Raw genomic sequence first — 11,915 nt, forward strand, 5'->3', positions numbered from 1 at the left:
AATTGGCGGAGTGATTTCTCAAAATGGCAAGTTGATGACAATTGTTCCGCTGGATGAACAACTTTTGGTTGAGGCACGTATTTCACCGCGAGATATTGCTTTTATTCATCCTGGGCAAGATGCACTGGTGAAGATCACCGCGTATGATTATTCTATTTATGGTGGGTTGAAAGGAAAAGTTTCTATTATTTCTCCAGACACCTTGAGAGATGAAGTTAAGCAAGATCAATTTTATTATCGAGTGTATATTCGAACGGATTCAGGAAAATTGATGAATAAAGCAGGCAAACAATTCAGTATTACTCCTGGCATGGTTGCAACAGTCGATATTAAAACAGGGGAGAAAACGATCTTAGATTATCTAATAAAACCATTTAATAAAGCGCAAGAGGCTTTAAGAGAAAGGTAAGCGTCCGCTGAACCCCACACTCTTTGAGTGGAACGTTCTTTAAAAAAACGTTCCACTTTATTGAATATTTATCAATACCGCATAGCTCGATGCAGGGTGCTATCTTCAGATATCTTATTTAACATAAAATGAAGTTATGCGACTTCAGAATGACCTAATACTTGAGAATAAATATGACCCAAAAAATACTAGATCGATTTTCTTCACTAATAGAAGAAGGTGATTCAATCTATCAAAAATGTGAAGCCGCTGGATCTGGTTATAATCCTGAATTACAATCAGCTTTTATCGAATGGCAAATGAAATCTAAAAATATATTAAGCATTACTTGTGGTGAAAAGTCACATTATTTGTCTCAGTTTGATAAAAATCTTAAAGCAGGAATGGGGGATACAAGAAAAGCAATATTAAATCGCGTGATTCCAATTTTAAGAGCGGCAGAAGATGATTTAAAAAATGGTTTTCTAATCACAATCAAAAAACTAATTCAGTCAGAGGTTTTTGATAGTGAGTTGGATCAAGCACAGCATTTCCTTGATTCAGGTTATAAAGTAGCTTCTGCTGTCACTGCTGGTGTAGTTTTAGAAACAGCAATTAAAGAATTAGCTAAAAATAACGGAATTGATATTTGCCAAGAAGGTACTACTAAACCTAAAAAACTTGATGCTCTTAATTCTGAATTAAAAAATGCTAATATCTATAGTGCTCTTCAACATAAGCAAGTTTTAACTTTGGCACATATAAGAAATAAAGCTGCTCATGGGGAGATTGAGGAATTTAATGATAACGATGTACAGAATATGATCCGAGATGTTGAAAGATTCTTACTTGAATATGCTTCTTAATACAACAAAAAAAGAGTCCACGTTATCTAATGGTGGACTCTAGTTCCAAATTTGAGACTAATAGAGTATCTATTTTCCAGATATTGAAATCATAGCCACGCAGACTTGCGTAGGTTTGACTGATACGCAAGTCGAGTAGCGGTCTGATTTCCGCATAACTTATGTTATGTTACTTGGGATACACTTGACGGTAAGATAATTTATTATTGCAACCGTCAAGTGCAGCACCAACGATATTATTGTAGGGTGCTGTGTTTAGATATCCTATTTAACATAATCAATATTATACGAAATGCTTTTTAAATTGTGTTATAATTCCATGTGTTGATACTAGTTTTATAGCCCATTCACCCTCGAATGGGCTTTTTTTATGATTGTTCACGTTCCACGATCAATAACTGAACAATGTTCCACAGTTTTATTTAATGTTGCTGAACAATCAATGGATACCAGTAAAGCCCTTTAGGTCTTCTGTTGCTTCAAATATAAAGTCTCTACGATCAAGGATTAGACAATCTTTATTGTGTCGTCTGATTGATCTTGTGGCTTTGCTAATATCATGGCAATCCCAAGATTTGGGATAATACTTTATTAAAGAACGGACAATCTTGTTTTTATATTCTGAGTTTTCTATAATCTTAATTATGTTACATAATCAAGATTGATAATAAAAATGACGCAAAATAAGCATGGTGGTGCACGCAAAGGTTCTGGCCGTCCTTTTGTCTATAACGAACCGACCAAGGTCATTCGGGTGCCAGAGTCTCGTGTATTGGAAATCAAGAAATACCTGAAAAAAAATGACACTCCAAAGTTTAACGATATTTCCTCTATTAGATTGCTTGAGACAAAAACACATTATGAGATTCCTGTTGCTTTGCAAAAAGTGGCTGCAGGCTTCCCTTCCCCTGCTCAGGACTATATCGATAAGACCCTTGATCTAAACGAGTTTCTTATTCAAAACCAACAGGCAACCTTTATCGTTGAAGTGGAATCCTTATCCATGCGTGATGCAGGGATTGATCTGAATGACAAGCTAATCGTTGACCGTAGTATTGAAGCCAAGCATGGGGATATTGTTCTGGCATTGATTGACAATGATTTTACGATTAAACGTTTGATGATTGAGGGTAATCAATGCTGGTTACAGGCGGCTAATCCTGATTTTGCTGATATCCATTTGAAAGATAATCAAACCATGCTGATTTGGGGTGTGGTTACCAGTGTGATCAAGAAGTTCAGATGAGCAGTTACGAGCGGATTTATGCCCTGATTGATATTAACAACTGCTATGTCAGTTGTGAGCGGGTATTTAATCCCAGTCTAAACAATAAACCTGTGATTGTGCTCAGCAATAACGATGGCTGTGCTGTGGCAAGAAGTAATGAAGCCAAAGCGCTGGGCATCAAAATGGGCGTTCCTCTCTTTCAAATACAAGATATTGTTCAGCAACATCAGGTCGTGGTGTTATCCAGTAACTATGCTTTATATGCTGAAATGTCCAAGCGTTTTCATTCAATTTTGGCTAGTTTTGTTGCGCCACATGAACAGGAAATCTATTCAATTGATGAGTGTTTTTTAGACCTGACCAGTTATGCACAAAATTTTGACTTAACTCAGTATGCGCATCACATGAAACAACGATTGTTGGATTGGATTGGCTTACCCGTCTCGATTGGTATCGGTCGTAGTAAAACCGAAGCCAAAATGGCCAACCATCTTGCCAAAAAAAGACAGGGTTTCAAGGGTGTGTGTAACTTACTCAATATGGATTTCCTAGATCAGGAAATGCTTTATTCAGACATTGAGGTCGGTGAAGTTTGGGGCGTTGGTCGTAAGTTAGTTAAAAAACTAAATGCCATGGGAATCTATTCGGTGCTAGATTTAGTGATGCAAGATGCTCATCGCATGGCGAGCCTTTTTTCTGTGGTAATGCAAAGAACAGTATTGGAGCTGCAAGGTGTTTCTTGTATGCAGTTAGATGATGCCCCTCCCCCCAAACAGCAAATCATAGCAAGTCGTTCATTTGGTGAAAAAGTTACCGAGCTAGATGATCTCAAAGAGGCTATGGGCAAATATGTACAGGATGCAGTCATACGTTTACGAGCAGACGCTTCCTTATGTGGATGTGTCATTGCTTTTGTGCAATCGAATCCTTTTGATTCAAAGGTTCCCTATTACAGTAAATCGTTGGCTTTTGAGTTTCCTGAACCGACGGATTGTGTTTTGGATCTGATTAAAACAGCCATGCAACTGCTGGAACACATTTATAAATCTGACGTGAAATATAAAAAGTGTGGTGTAATTCTGACGGATTTAATTGCTAAGCAGCGCTTTACTCCTGACCTGCTGACAGACCACAGCCAGCGTGAAAGTAATGAAAGCCTCATGCAGACTTTAGAAGCGGTAAAGGCGAGATATGGGAAAACTAAATTAGCTGTTGGCAGCTGCTACTTACCACAACGAAAGTGGTCAATGAACCGTACTCATTTGACCCAGAACTATTTTAGCTGGCAGGGATTATTAAAGATCGGCCATTAAATTCATTAGCCCCACCTATTTGGTTTAAGTCAGCTTAATGAAGAACTCGACACATAAGCCGACACAGGCTTGATCTTCAGTCAACCATTTAACAACGTAAGTATGTTGTTTGGGATCCATGTAACACCTATAGAGGAAAAGGTGGTTAGTAATAAAACTCTGCTCAAGCAAATTTATTGGGTTAACTGTCAGTTTTCACCATCTCATGTCCTTTATTTCTAGAACATTCTAGACTTTTCTCGACCTAGAATTTTTATTCTTTAAAGGTGTCATTCAACGCCTGTTGCACAGCATCAATACGTAACTTACAGGCTTTATAGGCAGTCATGGACTCTTCAACGATCGCCATCAGGTTATCAATATCCGGTTCTTCCTGAGATTCAAGAAATTCGGCATTTTTCTTGAGAATTTCATAACCTTTCTTGAAACTTAGTTCTTCATTGTTCATGTGCGTTTACCTGTGTCACGGTGGCATCAATGGTGCCATCCTTAAGTTCAATCTGTAATTCCTGGTCAGTAATCTGCTGGATGGAACGGATAGCTTTGCCTTGGCTACGGACAATTGCATAGCCCTTGGCCATCACATTACGAGGATTCTGTAGCAAGGTTTCCCTCATCAATGACTCCACCTGCTGTGAAGCTAGTTTAATCTGTTGTTGAGCAAGATACTGAGTATCACTTTTAAGCATATCAACGCTACGCTGGGCTTCATTGATCTGGTTCTGTGTCAGAGTTTTGATAGTTTTCAGATACTGATCACTCTGGCTCTGGTAGGTGATCAACTGGTGCTGTGACAGTAGCTTGATGGTCTGCAAAGCAGTACTAACTTCATTGACTCGCTCCACAATCAGGTTACGGATCCCTGCGATCACTTTACTCGGGGTATCAAAGGAACGGTGTGCAATTTCATCCAAAATAGTGCGGTCTTTCTCGTGGCCAATACCGACCCAGATCGGCACAGTTCTTTTACACAGCAGTGCGGCCAGATCATAATCATTCAGGTAAGCTAGGTCATTCACGGCTCCGCCTCCACGGATGATCACAATAAGGTCTGGTGCTATCGAGTAATCTTGAGCCCACTGTCTTAAGGCACTACCCAAAACCTGAATGATGCTGGCAGAAGCCGTATTACCCTGAAAAGTTGCTGAATGATAAACGAAATGACAGACACCAGCCTGAGCCAGGGCATCCGCATCTTTTTTAAAGTCACCTAACCCTGCAGCATTTTCCGGTGCAATGACCAAGACATTCTGAATATCAAAGGGTACCGGCAACTGTTTATTGTTATTGAGCAGGCCTTCCTCAGTCAGTCGCAGCAGAATCTGCTGATAGCGTTTGGCGATGTCTCCTAGAGTAAAGCTAGAGTCGATATCTTCGATATTGACCGAGAAGCCATATTGCGGATCAAATCTAGCTTTGACCTTGATCAGTACATTCAGGTCTTTCGACAGTTCAATACCACTTTCTCGTTCAAACTTTAGAATTATTTTTTGTGCCGTAAATTTCCAAATGGTGCCTTTACAACTAGCGATCACCTTATGGCTTTCTTCATCTTTCTCAGCCAACTCAAGATAATAGTGACCGCCTTTAATACTTAAATTACGGATCTCAGCCTTGACCCACACTGCCCCATCAAAAGTCAGCTGGATGACTTCCTGTACAGTGGCAAGGTATTCACTAAGGCTGAGTTGTTGACGTTCTGACATGATGTAAAGGATAGCTAAAATATAAGGAGGTAAGATTTAACCCAATATTGATCAATTCTACTGCAAATCAGATGAGTTTATTGCAATTTTGAGAAATGTATAAGTTCTTCTTAGACACCTAGAGTGATCATTGAGATTTTTAGTTTAATTATACTTTTATATTAAAATAGATATATAATCAATAAAATCATTATATTTTACTATTTTAATAAAATTATGAAGCAATACTGTACACTGCAAATCTACCAAGACTATGAATGGCATGACTGTGCTTTGGTTGAGGTTACGGATGATCAAAATGCTGGATGGCAGGCAGCTACACGTACATCATATTTGTTCGAATATGCTATTTCATATATGGATCTAAGAGATGGTCATGCGCTTGCTTATGACTTACCGGTGAACGTCCAAAATAGATTGGAATCAACTTGGCCAGCATTTCTTATGGATCTATTACCTCAAGGATACGGTCGCAAAGAATTACTAAGACAGCTTGATTTTTCTGAGAATGTTCAGGAACAAGCGGACTGGGCGCTTTTAAAAGCAGGCGCAGGAAATCCAATTGGGAATCTGCGAGTCAAAGAGGCTCATGAGTGGTTACAGAGTCATTTCCCAAAGCTGCAAAATCAGGGATTTAGCCTAAGCAAAATTATTGAACGTAAAGAGAAGTTTATTGAATCGCTCGCATCTTATGGACTTTTTATTGCCGGTTCATCTGGTATTCAGGGTGAGTGGCCAAAATTGTTGTTAACACAAGGTTATGATGATCTTTTCTATCTAGATCATACTCTTCCAGATGATCAAGTTAAGCAGCATTGGTTGGTTAAATTTAGCCGCGGCAGTGATCAAAATTTGAATAAAATCCTGATGAACGAAGCTTTGTATATGAAAGTCGCTCAGTACTTGCAACTACGTGTACACCGGGATCTTGAGCTACATGGCAAGACTTTGTTTATTCCAAGATTTGATCGCAAAGTAATTAATGGCAAAGTTGAAAGAATTGCTCAGGAAAGCCTTGCATCTCTAGGTGGGAAGGCGGGCTTTGGGGTTAGAATGACCCATAATCAAATATGTACCCTGCTTATGGAGGCTTGTACCGAACCAAAGCAGGAAGTATTTGAGTATTTGAAGCGTGATCTCGCAAATGTTGCCTTAGGCAATAAAGATAACCATACTCGCAATACAGCAATCCAACGCTTCAATAATGGTAAAATTCAGCTCACACCATTATTTGATTATGCGCCAATGTGGTTACATCCTGATGGTATTGCACGTACTACTCGTTGGGAAAGAGATGATCATGGTGGTATGCCACTTTTGAGTTCTGTGATTGAGCAGATAGCTGAAAGCACTTCGATTGATCCACAAGAAATTAAAACTTTATTAATTGAACAGTTACCAATTTATCGGGGACTGTTAGAAAAGATGCAGGCTCTTCAAGTAGCGGATGAAATTCTGGAAAATAGCCAATATCGAATAATCAATATTTGCCAGCAGTTGGAGGAGATCAGCCATGGATAAACGTTTTAAACCATTGACCCCTATTCAACAAATGGAAAAAAGACTATCTGTGCTTGAAACCATCAATAATCATCCAGACTGGTCTTTTTATCAAGTTGCTCGATTTATTCGAACAGAGCTACATTTAACACTGAATGATATGGCTAAAATTACTAAGATTGCGCCACAGACACTGCAAAAAATGGAGCAACCAGGGAGCAATCCTACTTTGAAATCCATGCAGAAATTACTCGATACTTTCGGTTTACAATTACAAATAAAAGTTAAATGATTTTTAATTCTGAGCCATCGGTTTTTCTAAAATCTTATCCGTTTAAGGATACAAAGAGGAAATAAACAGGCTCTAGGTTGTTTTATGATTATTTTTAGACAAACGACTCCAAAACCTTATGTAGCAAGGGTTTTGTCTCTACAGTAATTAATTTGTTTTTGAAAAAATGGAGTAGAGTGTTTGAAATATGAATAATCGAATTCGGTTTCTGTAAGCACAGTAATTTCATCTGCATGTGCTTTATATTCATCTATATTTTCGAGTAATTCATCCTCTGAGAATGGGAGTTTTTTTTGATTTTCAGTGTCGTTCATAGAGTCATATCCTGAGAAGTTATTTAGATCATCATAAACCAGACATTTTTAATGGTGAGAATACAGACACTTTAAATGGTTTCTAACACAAAAAAGGGAGCTTATAGCTCACTGCTGTCCCATAGTTTGATTTAAATAAAAAAACCTGAGTCTGAATCGTTAAAATATAAGTGCGAACCAACACTTTAACGACCAAGGACTCAGGTTTTGTCATATCAGAATACCGTATTTCATCAATTGATTAAACCCATACTCCGACAAGATTTTGAACGTCTTGTTCAAATACATCATGTCGGTCAGAAATTTAGAGCCGCTTCAAGATGGGATCAGTTCATTGCCATACTGATGTCTCAACTTTCCTGCAGACAAAGTCTGCGGGATATTCAATCTAATCTAGAGTGTCAACAAGAAAAGCTGAATGCTCTCGGAGCAAAGTCTATCACCCTCGCAGTACACTGGCTCGAATCAATCAGGAACAGCCTGCAGCCTTGTATGAACAGCTATTTTACACCTTGCTTAAATCTTATGAACACTCAAAAGTAGCTCATAAATTCCGCTTTAAGAATCCCTTATATTCCCTGGATGCCAGCCATATTGATCTGTCATTTTCCTTATGTGAATGGGCCAAAGTGCATGAATCCAAAGCCAGCATGAAACTTAGCGTTGGCTTAAATTACAGCAATACCATTCCTGAATTTGTGGCGCTTGGGGATGGCATTGAAAATGATATGGTACAAGGCAGAGCATTCAAATTTCCTGCTGGCAGTATTGTCGTATTTGACAAAGGATATATTGATTATCAATGGTTTGCCCAATTGACTCATCAAAAGGTCAGTTTTGTCACCCGATTGCGCCCAAAGACAGTTTATCAAGTGAAATCTAGCCGCAGCGTATTAGCATCTAAAGGTATTATTGCGGATGAATGGATTGAATTAAGTAGTGCTTATGCAAAGAAAAGAGGTGCTCCCAAATTATTAAGACGTATAGAATTTTATGATACCGATAAGAACAGGACGTTTGAGTTTCTGAGTAATAACTTTCATCTGGCAGCATTAACGATTGCTGCAATTTATAAAGACCGTTGGAAAGTGGAGCTGTTCTTTAAAGCACTTAAACAGAATTTAAAATTAAAGTCATTTCTAGGCCGAAGCCGTAATGCCATACAAACTCAAATTTGGATCGCGTTAATCGCCTATTTGCTGGTGAGTTTCGCTCAACATCTGGGGAAAGAAGGCTGGACAGTGCAGCGCTTACTCAGAATCATTCAAGTGAATTTGTTTGAAAGAAAAACGTTAAAAGCTTTATTCTCACCCGATAAAATCCCCATTAAACAAGAGGAAGCTTATTTAAGCTTCCTCTTGTGAAAAATTGTGGGACAGCAGTGGCTTATAGCTACCTTTTTTATCGTTACACATTAAATCCTATATGTTTTCCTGTTGGAAGCTCCACATCAATACGGAGCTTACCACCCATTGCCTCAACATACTTTTTCATGGTTGAAATCTTTAAATCATTACCACGATTTTCAATTGCTGAAAGTGATGGCTGTTTTATTCCCAAAGTTTCAGCAAGTTCTTTTTGGGAAATCTCTAACTCTTCTCGAATAAGATGGAGCTGAGTCTCTAACAGTAGCTCATCAGCCATTTTTTTAATACGTGCTTGGCTCTCTGGAGAGCGACTAACCAATAATTCCTGTAAGGTTTTAGCCATTAGATTGTTCTCCTAGGGTTGAGAGATGAAGTTCGTATTGCTGTTCTGCAATGTCCAGCATCTCTTTTATAGAAACGCTTTTTACCGCCTTTATCACCGATGCAAAGCACAATGGCCTGTCGTAATGGATCAAATGCAAAAAAGGCTCTAAGTGGTTTACCTCTATGCTGAACGCGTAGCTCTTTCATATTGGTAAATTTAGAGTCATACACGGTATCCACTAAAGGGCGACCTAAGCTAGGTCCCTGCTGCTGTAGAACGACCAAAGCTGCGAGGACTTTCTCTTGTGTTGATTCATCTTGCTGCTCAAGCCACTCATTAAACAGATCTGTTGTGATGACTGTCCACATATCACAACCAAAATATAGATTATAGTCTATATTTTATAGTGAACTTAGTCAGTTTTCAAATGGTAATAAAAAACCCCGACATCCTGTCGGGGTTTTTCGTGTTTGGTTGCAAGGTATAACTTCTGTCGTACCTAACCATCCTTGTGCTGATCTTTCTTATTCTTGTTGTTTGGAGCTTCCTGCTTTCCTTGACTACATCATAAGAAATAAAGCTTTGATCAGCTAGAAGCAGATTCCTTAAATTACTGTACGTCAAAGCGTACAAAAATGGCTTAAAAATAGCCCCAGAGTTATCCCCATAAATTGTGGATTTTTTTCAGGTTGAAAGCCTTATAGATTGTAGGTGATTTTCTGTTTTGAGTGTTTTTTGAGCAAAAATGTTGGCAAAAAATATCAAAACCGCTCATAAAAAAGCCGACTTGTTTCAAAATCGGCTTTTTGTGCATTTTTAGATTTTTCTGGTTTTATTAAGTATCTGATATTTATATTAATATACAAGTGTATTGCGTATAACCACCATTATGTTAAATAGGGAATTCAAAGCTCTTTCTAAGAGTTGGTATAGTGGTAATACTTATTGAGTGCGTAAAAGAATTAGATTAATAAAATACTCAAAAGAAAAATAGTAAAAGGGAACTTACAGAAAATAAGTTACCGGCTCTTAAAATTATATTTAAACAAAGAAGCCCAACTAAATGATTGGGCTTCCTCATATCTAACTTTACCTTATGATTTTCATCAGTGTACTGCAAGAATTTAGACTACTTGTTGACTTGAACACCTTTAAAAATCAATTTCTCTTTTTTTTGTGTTTCTATAAGCAGTTGTGCCTGCCCCTTACGAGATTGAAGATATAATGTGGGAGCATTCACCAGAATATCTATCATCGTACTTTCACGTAAGTTGATATCATCAGGACAGCCCATCATTGTGGCAACAATTGGTTGTTCAGCATATAAATGATTGCCCTTAAAATGAATACCAATCGAATTTATATTACAAAACAAATTCCCAATATACAGCATCTTTTCTGCAAATTTTAGCGTGATAGGTTGGTCAGGTTTTGAAGCCAGAAATAATGAATCTATACGTTCACTATTAGCATTTGTTGCCTCGATTAATTCCCAAGAAAATTGCGCCAAGGTCTGCTCACTAAAGGACATCACTTGTAATTCTTGTATCTTGGACTGATCGGCTGATGAAGGCTTATGACAAGCGCTCAAAAGTCCAACGACGAACATCAGTATAAATATTCTAGTCATCGTTATTGTCCGTATAATAATGAGTAACCCTCTTTATAGAGTTCATCAGTAGACATATAGGTCATATATCCATTAGGTTTGGCGGCACCTCCGCAATACCCCTGACCTTTCATGGAAGAACTCCATGTGCCTTGATAAGTTGCAGTAGATAATAACCCTGCCGCCACACTTCCAATAAAGATTGGACCACCACTATCGCCACCCCAACAATCCAACGTTGGACCTGAAACTTTTACCCATGTTGCATTACACACACCTGCCCCTGATGGTCCACATTTATTGTCAGTACCAAATGCTTTAAATGCGGTCGACTGAACCGTACCACAACTATAACCAGTTTTCATTCCATAATGACAGACATACGTACCAACAGGTGTGTTACCTTGTGTACGTCGACCAGTTAGAGTTTTGACCACATTGTCACTGGCGAAAAATTCTGGGTTCAAGGTATGTGTAGATGATACTAAACTCATGGTTTGGAAATCCTGACTACCATTCCAGAAGTCTCCCACAAAGGTTAGTGCAATATTATCATTGCCAGTTGTCTTGCGGTCATCTACAGTAATTTTGTAATTCTTACAGTGAGCCGCTGTGGTCGCAAATTTTGTACCCGCAGCGTTTTTCACATTAAAACCTGTTGTACAATTATAAAAAGTGGTTGAAGTTGTACTATCCGCCATCAGCATGGTTTCTGCTGCCCTTACTGCGGCACTATGTCTTAATGGAATATTAGTGGTCGTTACTTTAAGTGGGACATTGGTTAATGTTCTAGGTTTTTCACTGCTCAGTAATTTCAAACCCTGTGTTTGGTTGGTTGCAGTATGCTTTGGATCATAAAGCTCTAAATCAATGCTATTTTCGGCACTGTTGCAAATAGTCGGTGGTGATAAACTTATCATCCCCTTTTGCTGATGGAGCTGCACATGAACCCATTCAAAGGCCGGCATTTTCAGCGTGACATCATTCTGTGGGCCGTACGCTGGTAC

The 11,915-nt window shown here is 38.5% G+C and carries 11 protein-coding genes and 3 pseudogenes; 7 read left to right on the forward strand and 7 right to left on the reverse strand.

Annotated features, from left to right (window positions below; genetic code table 11):
- Positions 1-4: 4 nt before the first annotated feature.
- The 4 genes and pseudogenes from FTU00_RS11115 to FTU00_RS11130 all read left to right on the forward strand — a co-directional run.
- Positions 5-409 (forward strand): annotated as a pseudogene (locus FTU00_RS11115) (HlyD family efflux transporter periplasmic adaptor subunit); the annotation flags it as partial.
- A 173-nt stretch (positions 410-582) separates the two neighbouring features.
- Positions 583-1,254, forward strand: a complete 672-nt coding sequence (locus tag FTU00_RS11120) for a DUF4145 domain-containing protein (RefSeq protein WP_179989177.1) — start codon at positions 583-585, stop codon at positions 1,252-1,254.
- 673 nt (positions 1,255-1,927) lie between these two features.
- Positions 1,928-2,500, forward strand: coding sequence for a LexA family transcriptional regulator (locus FTU00_RS11125; protein WP_179994476.1), 573 nt, complete (start codon positions 1,928-1,930; stop codon positions 2,498-2,500).
- Positions 2,497-3,795, forward strand: coding sequence for a Y-family DNA polymerase (locus FTU00_RS11130; RefSeq protein WP_179994477.1), 1,299 nt, complete (start codon positions 2,497-2,499; stop codon positions 3,793-3,795). Before FTU00_RS11125 ends, FTU00_RS11130 begins: the two co-directional genes overlap by 4 nt.
- A gap of 253 nt (positions 3,796-4,048) precedes the next feature.
- Here FTU00_RS11130 and xseB read toward each other — a convergent pair whose 3' ends face one another.
- Together xseB and xseA are read right to left on the reverse strand one after the other, a co-directional pair.
- Positions 4,049-4,243: an exodeoxyribonuclease VII small subunit gene (xseB, locus tag FTU00_RS11135; RefSeq protein ID WP_001058302.1), complete on the reverse strand. Its 195-nt coding sequence runs from the start codon at positions 4,241-4,243 to the stop codon at positions 4,049-4,051.
- On the reverse strand, positions 4,233-5,501 hold the full coding sequence (gene xseA, locus FTU00_RS11140; RefSeq protein WP_179994478.1) for an exodeoxyribonuclease VII large subunit: 1,269 nt from the start codon (positions 5,499-5,501) through the stop codon (positions 4,233-4,235). The genes xseB and xseA overlap by 11 nt, the downstream gene beginning before the upstream one ends.
- A gap of 216 nt (positions 5,502-5,717) precedes the next feature.
- Here xseA and FTU00_RS11145 point away from each other — a divergent pair, with 216 nt between their 5' ends.
- Both FTU00_RS11145 and FTU00_RS11150 read left to right on the forward strand, forming a co-directional pair.
- Entirely contained in the window at positions 5,718-7,022 is a 1,305-nt protein-coding gene (locus FTU00_RS11145; protein WP_096902800.1) for a type II toxin-antitoxin system HipA family toxin, read from the forward strand.
- Complete coding sequence (locus tag FTU00_RS11150; protein ID WP_000361155.1) at positions 7,015-7,293, forward strand: helix-turn-helix domain-containing protein; 279 nt, start codon at positions 7,015-7,017, stop codon at positions 7,291-7,293. The genes FTU00_RS11145 and FTU00_RS11150 overlap by 8 nt, the downstream gene beginning before the upstream one ends.
- Positions 7,294-7,409: 116 nt before the next feature.
- Here the strand turns inward: FTU00_RS11150 and FTU00_RS11155 are convergent, their stop codons facing one another.
- The gene (locus FTU00_RS11155) at positions 7,410-7,607 is read right to left on the reverse strand and encodes a hypothetical protein (protein ID WP_096902802.1); all 198 of its coding nucleotides are present in this window, start codon (positions 7,605-7,607) and stop codon (positions 7,410-7,412) included.
- A 207-nt stretch (positions 7,608-7,814) separates the two neighbouring features.
- Between FTU00_RS11155 and FTU00_RS11160 the strand changes: the two are divergent.
- A pseudogene (locus FTU00_RS11160) lies at positions 7,815-8,971 on the forward strand (IS4 family transposase).
- 43 nt (positions 8,972-9,014) lie between these two features.
- Here FTU00_RS11160 and FTU00_RS11165 read toward each other — a convergent pair.
- From FTU00_RS11165 to FTU00_RS15695, 4 genes and pseudogenes are all read right to left on the reverse strand, one after another.
- Positions 9,015-9,317: a helix-turn-helix domain-containing protein gene (locus FTU00_RS11165; RefSeq protein ID WP_096902794.1), complete on the reverse strand. Its 303-nt coding sequence runs from the start codon at positions 9,315-9,317 to the stop codon at positions 9,015-9,017.
- Positions 9,310-9,667, reverse strand: a pseudogene (locus tag FTU00_RS11170) (type II toxin-antitoxin system RelE/ParE family toxin). The gene FTU00_RS11165 and the pseudogene FTU00_RS11170 overlap by 8 nt, the downstream one beginning before the upstream one ends.
- A gap of 761 nt (positions 9,668-10,428) precedes the next feature.
- Positions 10,429-10,929, reverse strand: coding sequence for an META domain-containing protein (locus FTU00_RS11175; RefSeq protein ID WP_074163995.1), 501 nt, complete (start codon positions 10,927-10,929; stop codon positions 10,429-10,431).
- 2 nt (positions 10,930-10,931) lie between these two features.
- A partial coding sequence (locus FTU00_RS15695; protein WP_349665759.1) for a S1 family peptidase occupies positions 10,932-11,915 on the reverse strand: 984 nt, incomplete at its 5' end.

Origin of the sequence: Acinetobacter sp. YH12041 (assembly GCF_013419975.1) — a bacterium.
Classification (GTDB): Bacteria; Pseudomonadota; Gammaproteobacteria; order Pseudomonadales; family Moraxellaceae; genus Acinetobacter.

What these genes read in the sequence shown, in the direction of transcription:
- xseA (WP_179994478.1), bottom strand. Translation starts at nt 5,501, where the DNA reads ATGTCAGAACGTCAACAACTCAGCCTTAGTGAATACCTTGCCACTGTA.
- FTU00_RS11145 (WP_096902800.1), top strand. Translation starts at nt 5,718, where the DNA reads ATGAAGCAATACTGTACACTGCAAATCTACCAAGACTATGAATGGCAT.
- FTU00_RS11125 (WP_179994476.1), top strand. Translation starts at nt 1,928, where the DNA reads ATGACGCAAAATAAGCATGGTGGTGCACGCAAAGGTTCTGGCCGTCCT.
- FTU00_RS11165 (WP_096902794.1), bottom strand. Translation starts at nt 9,317, where the DNA reads ATGGCTAAAACCTTACAGGAATTATTGGTTAGTCGCTCTCCAGAGAGC.
- FTU00_RS11155 (WP_096902802.1), bottom strand. Translation starts at nt 7,607, where the DNA reads ATGAACGACACTGAAAATCAAAAAAAACTCCCATTCTCAGAGGATGAA.
- FTU00_RS11175 (WP_074163995.1), bottom strand. Translation starts at nt 10,929, where the DNA reads ATGACTAGAATATTTATACTGATGTTCGTCGTTGGACTTTTGAGCGCT.
- FTU00_RS11120 (WP_179989177.1), top strand. Translation starts at nt 583, where the DNA reads ATGACCCAAAAAATACTAGATCGATTTTCTTCACTAATAGAAGAAGGT.
- FTU00_RS11150 (WP_000361155.1), top strand. Translation starts at nt 7,015, where the DNA reads ATGGATAAACGTTTTAAACCATTGACCCCTATTCAACAAATGGAAAAA.
- xseB (WP_001058302.1), bottom strand. Translation starts at nt 4,243, where the DNA reads ATGAACAATGAAGAACTAAGTTTCAAGAAAGGTTATGAAATTCTCAAG.
- FTU00_RS11130 (WP_179994477.1), top strand. Translation starts at nt 2,497, where the DNA reads ATGAGCAGTTACGAGCGGATTTATGCCCTGATTGATATTAACAACTGC.